This is a genomic window from Streptomyces sp. NPDC018019 (assembly GCF_044327805.1).
In the GTDB taxonomy this organism is placed as follows: domain Bacteria; phylum Actinomycetota; class Actinomycetes; order Streptomycetales; family Streptomycetaceae; genus Streptomyces.
In genome coordinates, this window is sequence record NZ_JBIRGD010000042.1 from 15,001 (window position 1) to 32,891 (window position 17,891).

Genomic DNA, 17,891 nt, shown 5'->3' on the forward strand with positions numbered 1-17,891 from the left:
AGGAGCAACGCAGTGAGCCGTCTCACGGCCGAGAACGTGACCCTCGCCTACGACCAGCGGGTCATCGCCGAGGACCTCTCGGTGGCCATACCGGACCAGTCCTTCACGGTGATCGTCGGGCCGAACGCCTGCGGCAAGTCCACGCTGCTGCGCGCGCTGTCGCGGATGCTCAAGCCGGCCGCCGGCTCGGTGCTGCTGGACGGCGCGGCCATCTCCTCCCTCCCCGCCAAGAAGGTCGCCCGCACGCTCGGGCTGCTGCCGCAGTCCTCCATCGCCCCCGACGGGATCACCGTCGCCGACCTGGTGGCCCGCGGCCGCTACCCGCACCAGGGGCTGCTGCGCCAGTGGTCGGGGGAGGACGAGCGGATCGTACGGGAGTCGATGGACGCGACCGGCGTCGGCGAGCTGGCCGAGCGCTACGTCGACGAACTCTCCGGCGGGCAGCGGCAGCGCGTGTGGATCGCGATGGCGCTCGCCCAGCAGACGCCGCTGCTGCTCCTGGACGAGCCGACCACGTACCTGGACATCCAGCACCAGATCGAGGTACTGGACCTGTGCGCCGAACTCCACGAGGAGCAGGGCCGCACGCTCGTCGCCGTACTGCACGACCTCAACCACGCCGCGCGCTACGCCACGCACCTGATCGCCATGCGCGGCGGCGAGATCGTCGCCGAGGGGCCGCCGGAGCAGGTCGTCACCGCCGACCTCGTCGAGCGGGTCTTCGGCCTGAAGTGCCAGGTCATCGACGACCCGGAGACGGGCACTCCGCTGGTGGTCCCGGCGGCGCGCAAGGCGCGTACGGAGGCCGCGGCGGGGGCTGCGGCCGGCGCGGCGTCCTGAGGCCGGTGGCGGGGGCGGCCGTCGTGCGCGGCCGGGCGGATGCGTGCGGCCGGGCGGATGCGTGCGGCCGGGCAGGTCTGTGCGGCCGGGGCGCCGTCAGAGCAGCTTGCGCAGCCGGAGCAGGTCGCGCAGGCCCGCCTCCAGTTTGACCCGGCCGCTGCCCCACGCCTTGGCGAAGTGCAGCTCACCGTCGACCAGGGCCACCAGGTCGTCACCGCTCATGGTGAGCCGGATCTCGGCCCGTTCGGGCGGTGGGCCGGGGACGCTGGTGACGTCCTGGAGGGTGCCGTCCGCCAGCCGGCCGACGAAGGTCACGTCCAGGTCGGTGATCCGGCAGCTCAGCGAACGGTCGAGGGCGGCGGCGCTGCGCACGTCGCCGTTGGCGGTGGAGAGGTTCTGCGCGAGCCGGCCGAGAGCGGCGCGGCACTCTTCGAGGGTTGCCATCCCGATCGACGATACGCCGATGCGGTGCGGGCGGCCGGTGGCCCGGCCGGCGGGTGGTTCGCGGTAGCGTCAAGGCATGGAAGAGCCGAGAGAGCCGGTGGCCGAGGTGCCGGACGGGCGGGCACCTGACGAGCGGGTGCCGGACGGTACGGAACCGGACGGCGCGCGACCGGATGGTGCGGACGCGGGCGGTACCGATGCGGACGGCGCGGACGCGCACGGTGCGGACGCGGGCGATACGGATGCGCGCGGTGCCGCCGGGCCGCAGCCGCTCGGTGTCGTGGTCACGCCCACCGGGGACGCCGCCGTCGACGCCCAGCTGCGGCGCCTCGCCGACGCCGACCACCTCGCCGCGAGCGGGCACCTGGAGGTGTACGAGGATGTGCACCGGGGACTGCGCGACACGCTGGCCGCTCTCGACCGGCACCCCGGGCCCGCCGGCCCGTCCGGCGCGCCCCGGTCCCCGCAGCCGTCCGCAACGTACGACAACAGGAGCTGAACCACAGGTGGCAGGTGTGGCACGACGCCGACTCGACGCGGAGCTGGTGCGCCGCAAGCTGGCCCGTTCGCGGGAGCACGCGAGCCAGCTGATCGCCGCGGGGCGGGTGACCGTCGCCGGGGCGACGGCGACCAAGTCCGCCACCCAGGTGGAGACCAGCGCGGCCCTGGTCGTACGCGCCGACGACAGCGACCCCGACTACGTCTCGCGCGGCGGCCACAAGCTGGCCGGGGCGCTCGCCGCGTTCACCCCCCTCGGTCTGAAGGTGGCGGGCCGCCGCGCGCTGGACGCGGGCGCCTCCACCGGCGGCTTCACGGACGTGCTGCTGCGCGCCGGGGCCGGGCACGTCGTCGCCGTGGACGTCGGGTACGGCCAGCTCGCCTGGTCGCTGCAGAGCGACGACCGGGTCACCGTCAAGGACCGCACCAACGTCCGCGAACTGACGCTGGAGCAGATCGACGACGTGCCCGTCGACCTCGTCGTCGGCGACCTGTCCTTCATCCCGCTCGGCCTGGTGCTGCCCGCCCTCGTGCGCTGTGCCGCGCCCGACGCCGACCTGGTGCTGATGGTCAAGCCGCAGTTCGAGGTCGGCAAGGAGCGCCTGGGCAGCGGCGGTGTGGTGCGCAGCGCCGAGCTGCGGGCCGAGGCGGTGCGCGGCGTCGCCGAGCGGGCCGCCGCGCTGGGCCTGGGGGTGGCCGGGGTGACCGCGAGCCCGTTGCCCGGCCCCTCCGGCAATGTCGAGTACTTTCTGTGGCTGCGCGCCGGGGCGGCTGCACTGGACCCGGCAGACGTCGACCGAGCAGTGGCGGAGGGGCCCCGTTGACCAGTTCTGAAGCATCCGGAGCGGCCGGGACGGCCGACTCGGCCGGCGCGCGTACCGCGGCGTCGGCGCACGGTACCGGCCCGGCCGCGGCGGCCGGGCAGCGCACCGTCTTCCTGCTGGCGCACACCGGCCGCCCCGCGGCCGTGCGCAGCGCCGAACTCGTCGTCCAGGGGCTGCTGCGCAGCGGCATCGGCGTACGGGTGCTGGCCGAGGAGGCCGCGGACCTGCCGCTGCCGGCGTCCGTCGTACGCGTGGAGTCCGAGCAGTGCGCGGCCGAGGGCTGCGAACTGCTGGTGGTCCTCGGCGGCGACGGCACGCTGCTGCGCGGCGCGGACTTCGCCCGGACGTCCGGGGTGCCGATGCTCGGCGTCAACCTGGGCCGGGTCGGCTTCCTCGCCGAGGCCGAACGGGACGACCTGGACAAGGTCGTCGACCGGGTCGTCACCCGCTCCTACGAGGTCGAGGAGCGGATGACCCTCGACGTGCTCGTCCGCAACAACGGCAGCATCGCGCACACCGACTGGGCGCTGAACGAGGCGTCGGTGGAGAAGGCGGCGCGGGAACGGATGCTGGAGGTCGTCACGGAGGTCGACGGGCGGCCCGTCTCGCGCTTCGGCGGCGACGGCGTGGTGTGCGCGACGCCCACCGGCTCCACCGCCTACGCCTTCTCGGCGGGCGGCCCGGTGGTCTGGCCCGAGGTCGAGGCGCTGCTGATGGTGCCGATCAGCGCGCACGCGCTGTTCGCCAAGCCGCTGGTCACCTCGCCGGACTCGGTGCTGGCGGTGGAGGTGCAGCCCAAGACGCCGCACGGGGTGCTGTGGTGCGACGGCCGCCGGAGCGTCGAACTGCCCGCGGGCGCCCGCGTCGAGGTCCGCCGCGGTGCGGTGCCCGTACGACTCGCCCGGCTGCACCACGCCTCCTTCACGGACCGCCTGGTCGCCAAGTTCGCCCTGCCGGTGGCGGGGTGGCGCGGGGCGCCGCAGTAGCGGGGCCCGACGGCCCCGCGCGGTCAGGGGGACGGGGTTTCCGGGGGCTCAGGGTGTTTGCGGGGCTGAGCCCCCGGTGGGCCGGTGCGGGTTCTGAGTCTCCGGTGGCTCCGTGCAGTCATGAGCCTCCGGTGGTCCTGTGCGGGCATGCGTCTCCGGTGGTCCGGTGCCGGCATGAGCCTTCGGTGACCTTGTGCGGGTCGGGCCGGGGCCCCGTGCCGGCGTCGTGCCTGTGGCCGCGAGTGCTGCCAGCAGGCCGTGGACCAGAGGGGGCGCGGGCTGGTCGGGGTAGCCGGGAAACACCGACTGGGCGACGTTGATCGTGGTGTGCACGACGACCGCGGTGAGCATGGCCCCGTCGGTGACGGTGACCAGCCGGACCATCAGGACCCGCACCGCCACCGAACCGAGCACCTGGCCGACGGTCCAGGAGACCGAGCGGCCCGCCTGGGCGTACGCCACGAGGTGCCAGGCGCCCCAGACCAGCCCGATCACCACCCCGGCGCCGAACGTCCCGAACCGCTCCCGCACGGGCCGCAGGAGATACCCCGTCCAGCCCGCCTCCTCGGCCACGGCGGCGAGGAAATACAGGGCGACCAGCAGCGGCAGGGACGCGAGCGGGGAATGCGGTCCGCCGGGCGGCTTCCCGGCCGGCGCCGTCAGCCCGTACGTGACGAGCATCAGGGACGGCACCAGGAGAACGGCGGTCGCCCACCGGCTCCACGGGCCGGCTCCGCCCACGGAGACGGTCCGCTTCAGCAGCCGCCGTACCCCGCGCCCGCCCTCCTCCCGGAAGCTGAGGGCCGCGGCCACCGTGACCGGCAGAACGAACTGGAACGCGCTCACCGGCATGCCCATGGGCAGCGCGCCGGTCTGGTCGAAGACGGCCCCGGCCACCCAGAACGGGACGGAGAGGACGGCCAGGAGCACGACGAACGCCAGCGGCGATCCGCCCCTCGCCGGTACGCGGGTCACGGCTTCGGGCGGGGCCACGGCTTTGGGAGAAGGCACGGCTTTGGGAGAAGGCACGGCTTCGGGAGGAGCATGGCTTCGGAAGAGGTCATGGCTTCGGGTGGTCGGGGGACAGCAGGGCGCGGGCCCGGGCCAGGGCGGGGTCGCGGCGGGCCGCCAGGTCCTCGGGGGCGAAGACCGGTGTGCGGACGGTCGGGGGTATGCCCGTGCCGTCGAAGGTGCGGCCGTCGGCGGTCAGGAACTCTTCGTTCGGCAGCGCGAACTTCCAGCCGTTCGGCAGCGTGCGGTCCAGGGTGTCGGAGAAGACGCCCTGGGTGTTCTCACCGATCCGGACCGGCGCGGGCGTACGGCCCAGCAGGGACTGGGCGAAGGTCTCGCCCGCGCTGATCGTGAGCGGGCCGGTCAGCAGGGCCAGCGGGCCCGTGTACCGCGGGCCGTCGTGCGGAAGCACCCGCACAGGCTCCGCCGGGGTGAACTTCCGTGGGTCGTCCGGGTCGTTGCGCGCGTGCTTGCGGTAGGCGAGGTACGGGCGGCCGGTCAGCCGGGAGGCGACGCGCAATCCGAGCCGGTCCGAACCGCCGCCGTTGAGCCGGAGATCGACGACGAGCCCGCGCAAGCCCTGCGCGCCGGACGTACGCGCCTTGGTGAACACCGCGTCCAACGCGCGGTCCAGCTCTGCCAGGTCGCTGTCGTAGTCCTCCCGGCCCGTGTAGCCGTGGAAGGACGTGATGCGCAGATAGCCGAGCCGGCCGGGGAGGTCGGCGTACGAGAGCGCGCCGCCGGCCCATTGCCGCCGGGTGACGCCCGGGCCGAGACCGGCGGTGATCGCCGCGTCCACCTGCTTGAGGAAGGCCGCGGTGGGGACGGTTGTGCCGGGCCGCGAGCCCGCGTACACGCGGCCGGGGCCCGCGGACAGGTTGGTGTGCCCGTCGTGCAGCGGCTCGATCATCTCGCGCAGGATCGCGAAGAGTTCGTCGTCCGTGGTCCGGGCCGTGACCCGCGGCCGGTAACGGTCGCGGACCGCGGCCCAGTCGGTTCGCTTGGCGGCGAAGAACGGGTAGTTCTCGGCGTAGGTGCGCCAGAAGACGTCGAAGACCGTACGGGGGTCCTGCGCGGGGCGCTGGTGGCAGCGGGAGGGCAGCCTGGTGATCCGGTGCAGGGTGCGGTGGCCGACGTTGTCCTGGATGCTCAGGCGGGCCACGCCGTCGCTCCGCGGCGCGACCGTGACGCGGGCCCCGTCCCGTACGGCGAAGACCATCCGCCCGCCGGGGCCCGGCAGGCCCGTACGGGTGCCGCGGACGGAGCCGGGGAGGCAGCTCACCGCCGTGGTCTCGTACGTCCGCAGCTGCCGCCCCTCGATCGTGACGAGGGTGCCGTACCCGTCCATCCGCCATACGCCCTCCAGGGAGGCCGGCGCGGGCCGGGCGGGCCGGTCCGCGTGCGCCGCGACGGGCGCCGCGCAGGCGCCGGTCAGGGCGGTCACAGTGGCCAGGACGGTGACGGCAGCCGACAGACGGGCGGGGCGGCGGGGGGTGGTGGCCGGTCCGGTGCTGGGGCGAGCGGTCATCCTTGACGGTGCCGAGGTCGGTGCGGGGGCGGGTGCCGGTGCGGGCGCCGATGACGGTGCCGGTGCGGGCGGCGGCCCCGGTTTCGGCCCCGATTTCCGCTCCGAGGTCGGCCCCGAGGCCGGTCCCGAGCTTGGCCCCGGGGCCGAGGCCGGGACCGTGGCTGGTCCCGCTTTCGGCCTCGATGTCGGTCCAGGCCGGTGCTTGGTCATCGCTTCGTCCCCCGTTGGTGTTTCGTGTCGTTCGCTTGGGATGGGCCGGGCCGTGCGGAGGGCGCGTTCTGCCGCCCCGCCTCTTGGCGCGTCCTGCCGACTCCTGCGGCCCGGCCGCGGAGCCGGGGCGCGTCACGCCGCCGCCAGCGTCTCTGTCGCGCGGCGGCGCAGGGCGAAGTGGACCGGGAGACCGGTGGCGAGCAGGGCCAGCAGGAGCACGCCGCCGGATATGCCGAGGGCCGCCGTCCAGGGCAGATACGGCAGGGCGCTGCCGTACGTGGCCCGCAGGAGCGGGGCGAGGGTGCAGAGCGCGATGGCGGTGCCCAGGAGCAGGGCCGTGCCCGCGACGACGGCCGCCTCCCAGGCGGCCATGGATCGCAGCCGGCGCGGGTGGGTGCCGATCAGGCGCAGCAGCGCCAGGTCACGGCGGCGCTCGGTGGTGATCATGGCGAGGGTGTTGGCGGCGGCTATGGCGGCGAAGCCGGCGTACAGACCGGTGCCCACGTAGTCCATCCAGACGGAGGACGCCGGGCCCGCGGAGCCGGTGTGGTGCCGGGCGGTGGTGTGCAACGCGATCTTCGTCGTGCCGAAAGCGACCACCAGCACCAGCGGGACCACGGCGGCGGAGAAGCGGCGCGACTGGGTCGTCACGTTCAGCATGGCCAGTTCGGCGGCGCTGCCGAGGCGGCCCGCCGACCGGGCGACCAGCCAGGCCACCGGGCCGACGATACGGGGCCCGAGCAGACCGACGCCGAAGCAGAACAGCAGCAGGACCAGGAAGGAACCCTCGCCCGCCTTCTCCGGCCGCCCGGCCAGGACCGTGACGACGACCGCGCCGCCCGCCACCGCGGCCAGGCCCAGCGGCAGCCGCAGCCACCCCAGCTCGCGCCGGCCCGCGGCGGCCTCCTCCAGGGCGCGCGCGGGCCGCAGCGCGGCGAAGCGGCTCGCGGCGAGCACGCCCGCGAGGGCCGAGGTGACCGTCGCCACCGCCAGGCACACGGGCAGCGCCACCCAGCTGAACGTGAAGCCGACGCCGGGCGGGATCAGGCCGTGGTCCGCCATGCCCGTGAACCACCAGCGCGCGAGCAGCCCGCCGAGCGCGAACCCGGCCACCGCGGACGGCACCGCCGCCGCCACGGCCTGCGCGGCGACCGCGCGCCGGATCTGCCACGGCCGGGCGCCGATCGCCCGCAGCATCGCGAATTCGCGGTGTTGCTGGGTGACGGCCGTGCCCATCGTCGAGGCGATCACGAACACCGAGAGGTAGACCGAGACGATCAGAAAGCCGGCGGCCATGATGCCGACGTCGGAGGCGGCCAGGGCGCGCCGGGCTTCGGCCGGGACGCCCTCCGCGCCGGTCGCGGCCAGCAGCATCGTCGAGGCGCTGACCACGGTGGCCGCGAACAGGGCCGCGAGGACCGTGCCGGTGAAGGACGCCCGGTGCCCGCGCAGCGCCGCCCGCGCCAGCCCGCTGGTCGCGGGGCCTTTGGGCGGCGGGCCCGCCGGGCCGCCGCGCGCCGGACCGCCGGATGGCGGACCACCTGACGTCGGGATCCCGGACTCCGGACCCCCCGATGCGGGGATGCCGGATACCGGGCCGTCGGACGCCGGGATGCCGGATGCCGTACCACCCGATACGGAAATGTCGGACGTCAGGACGCCGGACGCAGGGGCACCGGCCGCCGGAATGCCGGTCACCCGGCCCCCGGCGGCCGGAACCCCGTCGCTCCCGGCCGCCGCGCGGCCCAGCGCCGCACCGGCTCCCGCCATGCTTCCCCCGGACATGTGGCACACCCTTCCGATCGTGTTCTTTTTTCAGCGTGACGGCTGGGACGGGGGTACCGCCATGAGGAAACCACCCGTTCCCGGGTGGGGTTTTCCGCAGGACGAAGGGCCGGGGCGAGGGGCGGCCGTCGCGGGGCGGGCCCGGGACCTCGTAAGGTCGTATCCGTGTTGGAGGAGATGCGGATCAGGTCCCTGGGCGTCATTGACGATGCCGTCGTCGAGCTGTCGCCGGGTTTCACGGCGGTGACCGGCGAAACGGGCGCGGGCAAGACCATGGTCGTCACCAGCCTCGGGCTGCTGCTCGGCGGGCGCGCCGACCCCGCCCTGGTGCGGATCGGCGCCAAGTCGGCGGTCGTGGAGGGCCGCATAGCGGTGGAGCCGGCGGCACCGGCCGCGGTGCGCGCCGAGGAGGCGGGCGCCGAGCTGGACGACGGGACGCTGCTGATCAGCCGCACGGTCTCGGCGGAGGGCCGCTCACGCGCCCATGTGGGCGGGCGTTCCGTACCGGTCGGACTGCTGGGGGAGTTGGCGGACGACCTGGTCGCCGTGCACGGCCAGACCGACCAGCAGGGGCTGCTGCGCCCGGCTCGCCAGCGGCAGGCCCTGGACCGTTACGCGGGCGACGCGGTGGCCGTACCGCTCGCCGAGTACACCGCCGCCTACCGCCGGCTGCGCGCCGTCGCCGCCGAGCTGGACGAGCTGACCACCCGGGCCCGCGAACGCGCCCAGGAGGCCGATCTGCTGCGTTTCGGCCTGGAGGAGATCGCCGCGGCCGAACCGCAGCCGAACGAGGACGCCGAGCTGGCCGCCGAGGCCGAACGGCTCGGCCATGCCGAGGCGCTGGCGTCCGCGGCCGCCGCCGCGCACGCCGCGCTCGCCGGCAACCCCGAGGACCTGGAGGCGGTGGACGCCACCACGCTGGTCGCGGGCGCGCACCGGGCGCTGGACGCGGTCCGCAGCCACGACCCGGCGCTGTCCGCGCTCGCCGAGCGGCTGGGCGAGATCGGCATCCTGATGGCGGACGTGGCGGGGGAGTTGGCCAGTTACGCGGACGGGCTGGACGCGGACCCGCTGCGACTGGCCGCCGTGGAGGAGCGCCGCGCCGCCCTCACCCACCTGACGCGCAAGTACGGCGCGGACATCGGCGCCGTGCTGGCCTGGGCCGAGGAGAGCGCCGCCCGGCTCGCCGAACTGGACGGCGACGACGACCGGATCGGCGAGCTGACGGCCGAACGGGACGCGCTCCGCGCGGAACTGGGACGGCTGGCGCAGGCGCTGACGGACGCCCGCGAGGCGTCGGCGAAGCGATTCGCAGACGCGGTGACGGCCGAACTGGCCGAGCTGGCCATGCCGCACGCCCGGGTGAGCGTGCGGATCACCCAGACCGAGACCGCCGACGAGCACGACGGCATCGAGGTCGGCGGCCGGACCGTGACCTTCGGGCCCACCGGCGCCGACGAGGTGGAACTCCTCCTCGCGCCGCACCCGGGGACGCCGCCGCGCCCGATCGCCAAGGGGGCCTCGGGCGGTGAACTCTCCCGTGTCATGCTCGCGGTGGAGGTGGTCTTCGCCGGTTCCGACCCCGTACCGACGTATTTGTTCGACGAGGTGGACGCGGGGGTCGGCGGCAAGGCGGCCGTGGAGGTCGGCCGCCGGCTGGCCCGGCTGGCCCGGTCGGCGCAGGTCGTGGTCGTCACCCACCTCCCGCAGGTCGCGGCGTTCGCCGACCGCCAGCTGCTCGTGGAGAAGACCCACGACGGCTCGGTGACCCGCAGTGGCGTCACCGTCCTGGAGGGCGAGGAGCGGGTCCGTGAACTGTCCCGCATGCTCGCGGGGCAGGAGGACTCCGAGACGGCCCGGGCCCATGCGGAGGAACTGCTCGAAACCGCCCGCGCCGGGCGCTGAACCGAACGGGCGGGAGCGGCTTTTCGCCCCGGACGCTGCGGACGCCCTGGGCGGCCCGGATCTCCCGGACCCCTCGAACGGCCCCGTTCCCGCCCTCTACGCTGGCGATCATGATCGCAACGTCGCACAAGGGACTGCCGTTCGGTGCCGCCGCGGCCGTCACCCGCGCCGCGTACGGCCGGCTCCGGAGCATGGCGCCGGGCGGGCGCGGGCGCTGGGAGCGGACCAACTACGCCGGCCGCACGGTCGGCCTGTACAGCGGCCCGGCCGTCGCGCTCGGCACCGCCGCCGCTGCCGTGACCGCGCCGGGGCTGCCCGCCCGTACCAGGGGCGCGGCGGCGCTGGCCGTCCTGGCGGCGGGCGGCTGCGGCGTGTACGACGACCTCGCCGGGGCCGGCGATCCGCGGCGCGGCTTCCGGGCGCACCTGTCGGCCCTGCGGGACGGGGAGCTGACCAGCGGTGCGGTGAAACTGTTCGGCATCGGCGCGGCCGGGCTGGCCGCCGGCGCGCTGCTCAAGGACCGGCCGCTGGACAAGGTGCTCGCCGGGGTGGTGATCGCGGGCGCCGCGCACTTCGTGAACCTGGTGGACGTACGGCCGGGCCGGGCGTCCGCCGCCGCGCTCGCCGTGGCGGCGCCGGGGCTGCTGCGGCGCGGCCCGGCCGGGTCCCTGTCCGCCGCCCCGGCAGGGGCCGCGGCGGCGGTCCTCGTGGACGACCTGGGGGAGCGCACGATGATCGGGGACGCGGGCGCCCACGCCCTGGGCGCGGGCCTCGGCCTCGCGGTCGCCGCCGGGTACGGCCGTACGGGACTGGCCGCGCACGCCGCCGCCCTGGTCGTGGCCGCCATGGCCGGCGACCGGGTCAGCCGGGCGGCCGGCGCCGTCGGCGCGTAACGGAGGGACCCCGCACCAGGTCACTGCCGCTGGGCCGGAGGAGTGGGCCGGTAGTCGCCCATATGGGTGGTCACATGGGCGTATGGGCGAAGTGTGCCTTTGGAACGGCTCGTCGGCGGTGCCGGACGCTCAGCACGGGCTGGCATCCTGGGGCCAGCGCGTTCGGCGCGCACGGCCGCGCCGCGTCCGGGCCCCGCCCCGGGCGGCGGCGGAACCCGCGGCGCGCCGCCCGGCCCGCCACCGACCCATGGAGCACCGCCCACGTGACCAGCATCCCGGCCCCGCCGCACGGACAGCCGCCGCTGCGCACGGTCCAGGTGCTGGGCCGCGGCAGCGCGGGCAGCGCCGCCCACGTCCGTTCGCTGGCCGCCGGGCTGGTGGCCCGGGGCATCAAGGTCACGGTGTGTGCCTCGCCCGACGCCGAGGACACGTACGACTACACGGACGCGGGCGCCCGGTTCGTACCGGTCCCGCCGCGTGCCGACCCGGTGAGCGTGACCTCGCTCCGCACCGCCTGCGGGAGCGCCGACCTCGTGCACGCGCACGGCCTCCGGGCGGGCCTGCGCGCCTCGCTGGCCCTCCAGGGCCCGCGGGGCCGCCGGGTGCCCCTCGTGGTCACCTGGCACACCAAGGCGCATACGGACGGCCCCCGGGCCCGCCTCGTCCACCTGCTGGAACGGCGCGTGGCCCGGGCCGCCGCGGTCGTCCTGGGCGCCTGTTCGGACCTGGTGGACCGGGCGCGCGAGCGCGGCGCCCGCGACGCGCGCCTGGCGCCCGTCGCGATCCCCGCGCCCCGTCCGTGCGCCCGCCCGCTCACGGCGGAGGACCGCCCCGCCCACAAGCAGCGGGCCGAACTGGGCGCGGTGGACCGCCCCTTGATCCTCGTCGTCGGCCGGCTGGAGGCGCACCAGGGACACGACCTGCTGCTGGACGCGGCGCACGCCTGGTGCTCCCTGGACCCGCAGCCGATGGTCGCGGTCGCGGGGGAGGGCGGGCAGCGGGCGGCGCTCCAGCGGCGCATCGACGCCGAAGGGCTGCCGGTGCGGCTGCTCGGCCGCCGCGACGACGTGCCCGAACTCCTCGCCGCCGCCGACCTCCTGGTGCTGCCCAGCCGCTGGGAGGCCCGCTCGCTGATCGCCCAGGAGGCGCTGCGGGCCGGGGTCCCCCTGGTGGCCACCGATGTCGGCGGCACCCGCGAACTGGTCGGCCGCGCCGCCGAGCTGGTCCCGTACGGAGACGCCGCCGCCCTGGCCCGTACGGTCCTGGACCTGCTCGCCGACCCCGCCCGCCGCGACGCGCTCGCCGCGGCCGGCCGCGCGCAGGCCGCGGGCTGGCCGACCGAGGACGCCACGGTGGCCCAGGTGCTGAGCGTGTACGACGAGCTGATGCAGCGGCGGGAGCGCTGACCCGGCGGGGGCCTGCGCACAAGACTTCGGGCGGCCCGGAAACCGGGGTCCCCGCGCAGGTGGCGGCGGGGGAGCCGCCCGGCACCGCGCGCGTCATGACTCGCCCGCGATCGGGCCGGCGGCGGCCCAGCAGCGCCGGGACGCCGCCTTCCTGGCCGTACGGCTGCTCCAGTGGCTGCGGCGCTCCCGGGTGCGCCGATGGCGTCCTGCCGGCGCTGGGCATCGGCCCGGTAACCGAGACGCTACGGGCGTGACCGGGCTCGGTACGAGGCGCGCGCCCACGTCAGGTGCCGGCCCGCGTTCACGCCCGTACGAACCCGGGCCTCACGCCCGTTCCGTGTGCCTCCTGGCCCGTAGGGCCAGCCGTAGTCCGAGGACCGTTTGCGGGTCGTCCAGGTCCGTGCTCAGCAGCTGGGCGATCCGGGCCAGCCGGTCGTACAGCGTCTGCCGGTTGACGTTGAGGTCGCGTGCCGTCTCCGCCTTGCGTCCGGCGCTGGCCAGGTACGCCTCCAGCGTCGGCAGCAGCGGCTGGCGGGCGGACCGGTCGTGTACCAGGAGCGGACCGATGGCGCGGTCCACGAAGTCCGTCAGAACGCCCTGTTCACCGTGTTCGCGCATCCGCCACAGCAGCAGCTCGATGTCGAGCCGGCGCGCGTCGTGCCAGGGCTGTTCCGGCAGGCCCTGCGCGGCGGCCGCCGCCTCCGTCGCGTGCCCGAGCCCGGGGCCCGCCGCCGCCCAGTCGCCCGCCGCGCCGACGACGACCACCGGGCGCCGCGCCGAAGGCCGGTCCGCCCCGGCCCGTACGACGCCCGCGCGCAGCGCTTCCGCGACCCGGTCGGCGACGGCCGTACGGTCCTGCCCCGCGCGCAGCGCCACCAGCAGCGGAACCCGCCCCTCCACCGGCCGTACCCCCAGCAGGACCGGCACGCCCAGGGCGGACAGCTCCTCGCGCAGGGCTCGGGCCAGCACCGCCCAGCTGCCCGGCGCGGGCAGCTGGGAGGGCAGCCGCATGACCACGGGCACGATCGGTTCGCCACCCGGCCGGAAGCCCAGCAGACGGGCCTGGGCCGGGGCCTCGCCGGCGGTGATCCGGCCTTCCGCCAGGTCCGCCAGGAAGTCGCCGCGCCCGCGCGCGGCCAGCACCTCTTCCTGCCGGGACTGGAGCATCACGACGGCGAGCAGGTCGGCGGCGCGTTCGGCGGCGATCCGGTGCACCGGTGCGACGGGCCCGTTGACGGGCAGCAGGACCAGCCGGGCGCGGACCGCGTCCGGGCCGGGCCCGCCGCCGGGCACGTCCACCCGCAGGCCGGTCTCCCGCAGCCCCTCCCACGCCTGGAGGGGATCGGCGTCCGCGGCGCCGCCGTCGTCCGGGCCCGCGGCGTACAGGGGACCGCCGTCGGGGGCCTCCAGGCAGAGCGGGTTGCCGGTGAAGGCGGCCAGCCGTCGCAGCACCTCGGGGGCGCCGCCGCCGCGCAGCAGCACGTCCGTACAGCTGCGCAGCAGTTCGTCGGCCTGCCGCAGCAGCAGGTAGTGGCTGTTGACCAGCTCGGTGTGGATCTCCTCGGTGACGACGACGTACGGCACCTCGCGGTGCAGCTGCACCAGCGGCAGTCCGCAGGCCCGCGCGCTGTCGACGACGGCGGAAGGCAGTGCGTCGAAGCGCGAGCCCAGCTCCACCACGAGGGCGGCGATCTCGCGGTCGGCCAGCTCCCGGACGAAGGCGCGCTGTTCGGAGGGCCGGGTCCCCAGACCGAGGCCGGTGGTCAGCAGCAGCTCGCCGCCCTTGAGGAGCGAGGCGATGTGCGGCACCTCGCCCGCGTGCACCCAGCGCACGGCGCGGTCGAGGCGGTCCTCGCCGGCCACCACCTCGGGCAGTCCGCGCCGCAGCGCGGGCAGCTCCAGCGCCCTGCGTACCGTGATCACCGCTTCGATCTTCGCTTCCGGCCCCATGGCGTCGAACGGTACCCGCAGTCCGTTATCCGGACGGACCGGGCCGCGGGCGCGCTTGCCCGGAGCCCCCGGCCGCCCGCAGACGCGCTCACCGGGCTCCTCGGCCGCTTGCGAACGCGCTGCCCACAGCCTCCATCCGCCCCCAAGCGCGCTGCCCGCAGCCTCCGCCTGCCCGCGGGCGCGCTTGCCCTCAGCCTCCGCCCGCCCGCAAGCGTGCTCACCCGGCCTCCCCGCCCGTCCGCAGGCCCGTCCCCCGCCCCGCTCACGCCGACTCCCTCACCACCAGCGTCGCCGCCGTGACCACCGGGGACAGCCCCTCCCCGGCGGTCCCCGGGCCCACCGCCAGGCGCCGGAGCAGCAGCCGGGCCATCAGGCGGCCCATCTGCTCCACGTCCTGGCGCACCGTGGTCAGCGGCGGGTCCGTCCAGGCTGCGGGATCGAGGTCGTCGTAGCCCACCACGGCCACGTCCTCCGGCACCCGCCGGCCGTGTGCGCGCAGCGTCCGCAGGGCGCCGGAGGCCATCAGGTCGGAGCAGGCGAAGACGCCGTCCAGGTCCGGTGCGGCGGCCAGCAGATCGGCCATGGCGCGCTCGCCGCCCCGGGCGGTGAAGCCGCCGTCCGCGGTCAGCCGGGGATCGGGCGCCGCGGGGGCCAGGGCGTCGTGGTAGCCCTCCAGGCGGTCCTGGGCGGAGGTCTGGTCGAGCGGCCCGGTGATCACCGCGATCCGGCGGCACCCCCGGGTGCGGAGGTGGCGTACGGCCTGCCGGGCGCCGTCGCGGTTGTCGGTGTCGACGTACAGCGCGCGCTCGGCGCCCGCCCAGCCGGGACGGCCGCCGTAGACCGTGGGCAGGCCGGACGCCTCGGCCATCGCGGGCAGCGGGTCGTCGCGGTGCAGCGAGAACATCAGCACGCCGTCGGCGTGGCCGGCGGACAGGTAGCGGCCGATGCGCTCGTGGTCGGCGCGGGTCTCCTGGAGGAGGAGCAGCAGCTGGGTGTCGGCGGCGGACAGTTCCCGGCTGATTCCGCGCAGTTGACGGCCGAAGAACGGGTCGGCGAAGACCCGGGTCTCCGGCTCGGCGATCACCACGGCGACCGCGCCGGTACGGCGGGTCACCAGCGAGCGGGCCGCGCTGTTCGGTACGTACCCCAGGTCCGTGATCGCGCGCCGGACCCGTTCCCGCACCTCGTCGCGGACCCCGGCGCCGCCGTTGACCACCCGGGAGACCGTGGCGCGCGAGACGCCGGCCCGGGCGGCGACCGCCTCCAGCGTCGGCCGCCGGTCTTTCGATGTATGCACCATTCAACCCCCGAAGTCGAAATCGGGCCAACCCCTTTGGCGGCCCCAAACCTTGACGGCCCGCCGGGAAATCGGCACTGTGTGCCCCGACACGGCGTGAGAGCGCTCTCAATGCTCCCAGGCCGCGTGCGCACACGGAACTCCTCATCGCCCCACCTCGCCGAGGAGCACATGTCATGAACGCGAAAATACCCGCCCGGAAGCGGCTCCGGGGCAGAACCGCGGCAGTGCTCGGTTCGCTCGGCGCCGCCTTCGCCCTCGTCCTCGCCTGGCCTCCCGTCCAGCCCGCCGCATCGGCCGGTGAACCGGCGGCGCGGTTCGCGGAGGTGTGGCGCACCGACTTCGACGGCCCCGCCGGCGCCCGCCCGTCAACCGCCGACTGGATCACCGACACCGGCACCGGCTACCCGGGCGGCCCCGCCAACTGGGGCACCGGCGAACGCCAGACCTACACCGACCGCCCCGAGAACCTGCAACTCGACGGCGCCGGACATCTGAAGATCACCGCCCTGAAGAAGAACGGCACCTGGACCTCGGGCCGCATCGAGACCCGCCGCACCGACTTCGCCGCCCCGGCCCACGGCAAGCTGCGCATCGAGGCGCGCATCAAGATGCCCGACGTCTCCGGCGACGCCGCGCTCGGCTACTGGCCGGCGTTCTGGACGCTCGGCGCCGCCTTCCGCGGCAACTACTGGAACTGGCCGGGCATCGGCGAGTACGACATCATGGAGAACGTCAACGGGATCAACCGCGTCTGGGGTGTGCTGCACTGCGGCGTCAACCCCGGCGGCCCCTGCAACGAGTCCCAGGGCCGCGGCAATTCACGCGTCTGCCCCGGCGCCTCCTGCCAGGCCGGTTTCCACACCTACGCCCTGGAACTGGACCGCACCGGGTCCACCGAATACCTGCACTGGTCCGTGGACGGGCAGCGCTTCCACACCGTCAGCTCCGCCGACATGGACGCCGGCACCTGGGCCCGGACCACCCACCACGGCCACTTCATCCTGCTCAACCTCGCGATGGGCGGCGCCTTCCCGGACGGCGTCGCGGGCCGCGCGACGCCCACCGACGCGACGCGCCCCGGCGGCTCCCTGCTCGTCGACCACGTGTCCGTCTCCGTACAGCAAGGAGCCACCGCATGATCTCCCGTCGTACCCTGCTCGGCGGCCTCGCCGCGGGCGCCGCCGCCGGAGCCGGTGCCGGTCTCCTCCTGGGCAACACCGCCGGAGCCGCTCCCGCCGGCGGCGCGGCGGCGGCCGGACTGCCGCTGCACATCGTCAACCGCACCGGCCGCTACGCCAACAACGCCGTCTGGATCTACATCGTCGGCAACACCGGCGGCCAGCAGGTACGGGTCACCGCGAGCGGCGAGACCAAGCCCGTCGCCCTGTCCGACAACCGCCCGGACGGCTTCACCGACTACGGCATACCGCTCGCCGCGAACGGCACCACGACCCTGCGCGTCCCGCGCATGTCCGGGCGCATCTACGTGGCGCTCGGCAGCAAGCTCAAGTTCAAGGCCGTACCGGACGGCAACGGCAGGCCCGCGCTGGCCTACCCCGCGGGGTGGGTGTCCGGCGACCCCAACTACCCGATCGTGCACGACTGCGCGGAGTTCACGTACGACCAAGCCGGTATGCACTGCAACACCACGATGGTCGACATGTTCAGCGTCCCGATGGCCATCCGCCTGGTCGGCGCCAGGGACCAGACGGCCGGGACGCTCAAGTCCGGTGCCCGCGCCCGCATCTTCTCCGAGGTCGGCCGCGCCCCGGGCTTCGGCAAGCTGGTCGTCGGCGACAAGCGCGTCATCGCGCCCAGCCACGGCCTGGACGCCGGACTGTTCGACCGGAACTACTTCGCGCCGTACATCGACCGTTCCTGGAACGCGTACACCGCCAAGGACCTGAGGGTCACCACCAACCGGGGCACCTTCACCGGCCGGGTCAGCGGCAACCAGTTCACCTTCCGGGGACCCGGCCAGTTCTCCATAGCCAAGCCCTCCACCCGCGACGTGCTCTTCTGCCACGGCGCCCTGCAGGCCCCCAACGACGGGCTGCGCGGGCCGGTCGCCGCGGTGCTCGGCGCCGCCCTCAACCGCGCCACCCTCGCCGACCACGCCGCCCAGCCCACCACCGACCCGGCCACCTTCTACAAGGGGCAGCTCGCCAACCACTACGCACGGGTCCTGCACGCCGAATCCGCCGACGGCAAGGCGTACGGCTTCGCCTTCGACGACGTGGGCAACTTCGCCCCGTACATCGAGGACGGCGCGCCGCGCGAGATGACCCTCACGCTGACGCCCTTCTGAGCC

15 protein-coding genes are annotated in these 17,891 nt (G+C 75.4%); 9 read left to right on the forward strand and 6 right to left on the reverse strand.

Translation table 11 applies throughout. The annotated features are described in order from the left end of the window. Window positions 1–12: 12 nt before the first annotated feature. Window positions 13–840 (forward strand): ABC transporter ATP-binding protein, encoded by an 828-nt coding sequence (locus ACH4FX_RS39645; RefSeq protein WP_398486372.1) that lies wholly within the window; start codon window positions 13–15, stop codon window positions 838–840. 96 nt (window positions 841–936) lie between these two features. On the opposite strand, the gene ACH4FX_RS39650 is transcribed toward ACH4FX_RS39645, so the two are convergent. Further along, entirely contained in the window at window positions 937–1,284 is a 348-nt protein-coding gene (locus tag ACH4FX_RS39650) for a sterol-binding protein (RefSeq protein WP_398486373.1), read from the reverse strand. Between the two features lie 76 nt (window positions 1,285–1,360). On the opposite strand from ACH4FX_RS39650, the gene ACH4FX_RS39655 reads away from it, so the two are divergent. Genes ACH4FX_RS39655 through ACH4FX_RS39665 form a run of 3 tightly spaced genes read left to right on the forward strand, consistent with a single transcriptional unit; the run spans window position 1,361 to window position 3,592 of the window. Beyond that, window positions 1,361–1,783 (forward strand): hypothetical protein, encoded by a 423-nt coding sequence (locus tag ACH4FX_RS39655; protein WP_398486374.1) that lies wholly within the window; start codon window positions 1,361–1,363, stop codon window positions 1,781–1,783. Between the two features lie 7 nt (window positions 1,784–1,790). Next, a complete protein-coding gene (locus ACH4FX_RS39660; RefSeq protein ID WP_398486375.1) occupies window positions 1,791–2,606 on the forward strand; it encodes a TlyA family RNA methyltransferase in 816 nt (271 codons plus the stop codon). Beyond that, on the forward strand, window positions 2,603–3,592 hold the full coding sequence (locus tag ACH4FX_RS39665) for an NAD kinase (RefSeq protein ID WP_398486376.1): 990 nt from the start codon (window positions 2,603–2,605) through the stop codon (window positions 3,590–3,592). Before ACH4FX_RS39660 ends, ACH4FX_RS39665 begins: the two co-directional genes overlap by 4 nt. 48 nt (window positions 3,593–3,640) lie before the next feature. On the opposite strand, the gene ACH4FX_RS39670 is transcribed toward ACH4FX_RS39665, so the two are convergent. The 3 genes from ACH4FX_RS39670 to ACH4FX_RS39680 form a co-directional block, all read right to left on the reverse strand. Next, window positions 3,641–4,603 carry a lysostaphin resistance A-like protein gene (locus tag ACH4FX_RS39670; RefSeq protein ID WP_398486377.1) on the reverse strand — a complete coding sequence of 321 codons (963 nt, stop codon included), beginning with the start codon at window positions 4,601–4,603 and terminating at the stop codon, window positions 3,641–3,643. A 49-nt stretch (window positions 4,604–4,652) separates the two neighbouring features. Continuing rightward, on the reverse strand, window positions 4,653–6,131 hold the full coding sequence (locus ACH4FX_RS39675) for a S41 family peptidase (RefSeq protein ID WP_398486378.1): 1,479 nt from the start codon (window positions 6,129–6,131) through the stop codon (window positions 4,653–4,655). A gap of 342 nt (window positions 6,132–6,473) precedes the next feature. Then, window positions 6,474–8,126, reverse strand: coding sequence for an ABC transporter permease (locus ACH4FX_RS39680; protein WP_398486379.1), 1,653 nt, complete (start codon window positions 8,124–8,126; stop codon window positions 6,474–6,476). Window positions 8,127–8,303: 177 nt separating this feature from the next. Between ACH4FX_RS39680 and recN the strand changes: the two genes are divergently transcribed. The 3 genes from recN to ACH4FX_RS39695 all read left to right on the forward strand — a co-directional run bounded on the left by recN (window position 8,304) and on the right by ACH4FX_RS39695 (window position 12,330). Next, on the forward strand, window positions 8,304–10,031 hold the full coding sequence (gene recN / locus ACH4FX_RS39685; RefSeq protein WP_398486402.1) for a DNA repair protein RecN: 1,728 nt from the start codon (window positions 8,304–8,306) through the stop codon (window positions 10,029–10,031). Between the two features lie 110 nt (window positions 10,032–10,141). Beyond that, window positions 10,142–10,924, forward strand: coding sequence for a hypothetical protein (locus ACH4FX_RS39690; protein WP_398486380.1), 783 nt, complete (start codon window positions 10,142–10,144; stop codon window positions 10,922–10,924). A gap of 263 nt (window positions 10,925–11,187) precedes the next feature. Further along, the gene (locus ACH4FX_RS39695; RefSeq protein ID WP_398486381.1) at window positions 11,188–12,330 is read left to right on the forward strand and encodes a glycosyltransferase family 4 protein; all 1,143 of its coding nucleotides are present in this window, start codon (window positions 11,188–11,190) and stop codon (window positions 12,328–12,330) included. Window positions 12,331–12,654: 324 nt separating this feature from the next. Here the strand turns inward: ACH4FX_RS39695 and ACH4FX_RS39700 are convergent, their stop codons facing one another. Both ACH4FX_RS39700 and ACH4FX_RS39705 read right to left on the reverse strand, forming a co-directional pair. After that, window positions 12,655–14,280, reverse strand: a complete 1,626-nt coding sequence (locus ACH4FX_RS39700; protein WP_398486382.1) for a PucR family transcriptional regulator — start codon at window positions 14,278–14,280, stop codon at window positions 12,655–12,657. Between the two features lie 262 nt (window positions 14,281–14,542). Next, window positions 14,543–15,580 carry a LacI family DNA-binding transcriptional regulator gene (locus ACH4FX_RS39705; RefSeq protein WP_398486383.1) on the reverse strand — a complete coding sequence of 346 codons (1,038 nt, stop codon included), beginning with the start codon at window positions 15,578–15,580 and terminating at the stop codon, window positions 14,543–14,545. A gap of 173 nt (window positions 15,581–15,753) precedes the next feature. On the opposite strand from ACH4FX_RS39705, the gene ACH4FX_RS39710 reads away from it, so the two are divergent. Both ACH4FX_RS39710 and ACH4FX_RS39715 read left to right on the forward strand, forming a co-directional pair. Further along, on the forward strand, window positions 15,754–16,719 hold the full coding sequence (locus tag ACH4FX_RS39710) for a glycoside hydrolase family 16 protein (protein ID WP_398486384.1): 966 nt from the start codon (window positions 15,754–15,756) through the stop codon (window positions 16,717–16,719). Beyond that, entirely contained in the window at window positions 16,716–17,888 is a 1,173-nt protein-coding gene (locus tag ACH4FX_RS39715) for a beta-1,3-glucanase family protein (RefSeq protein ID WP_398486385.1), read from the forward strand. Before ACH4FX_RS39710 ends, ACH4FX_RS39715 begins: the two co-directional genes overlap by 4 nt. Window positions 17,889–17,891 lie beyond the last annotated feature (3 nt).

What these genes read in the sequence shown, in the direction of transcription:
- ACH4FX_RS39650 (WP_398486373.1), bottom strand. Translation starts at nt 1,284, where the DNA reads ATGGCAACCCTCGAAGAGTGCCGCGCCGCTCTCGGCCGGCTCGCGCAG.
- ACH4FX_RS39655 (WP_398486374.1), top strand. Translation starts at nt 1,361, where the DNA reads ATGGAAGAGCCGAGAGAGCCGGTGGCCGAGGTGCCGGACGGGCGGGCA.
- ACH4FX_RS39675 (WP_398486378.1), bottom strand. Translation starts at nt 6,131, where the DNA reads ATGACCGCTCGCCCCAGCACCGGACCGGCCACCACCCCCCGCCGCCCC.
- ACH4FX_RS39680 (WP_398486379.1), bottom strand. Translation starts at nt 8,126, where the DNA reads ATGTCCGGGGGAAGCATGGCGGGAGCCGGTGCGGCGCTGGGCCGCGCG.
- recN (WP_398486402.1), top strand. Translation starts at nt 8,304, where the DNA reads ATGCGGATCAGGTCCCTGGGCGTCATTGACGATGCCGTCGTCGAGCTG.
- ACH4FX_RS39690 (WP_398486380.1), top strand. Translation starts at nt 10,142, where the DNA reads ATGATCGCAACGTCGCACAAGGGACTGCCGTTCGGTGCCGCCGCGGCC.
- ACH4FX_RS39700 (WP_398486382.1), bottom strand. Translation starts at nt 14,280, where the DNA reads ATGGGGCCGGAAGCGAAGATCGAAGCGGTGATCACGGTACGCAGGGCG.
- ACH4FX_RS39705 (WP_398486383.1), bottom strand. Translation starts at nt 15,580, where the DNA reads ATGGTGCATACATCGAAAGACCGGCGGCCGACGCTGGAGGCGGTCGCC.
- ACH4FX_RS39710 (WP_398486384.1), top strand. Translation starts at nt 15,754, where the DNA reads ATGAACGCGAAAATACCCGCCCGGAAGCGGCTCCGGGGCAGAACCGCG.
- ACH4FX_RS39715 (WP_398486385.1), top strand. Translation starts at nt 16,716, where the DNA reads ATGATCTCCCGTCGTACCCTGCTCGGCGGCCTCGCCGCGGGCGCCGCC.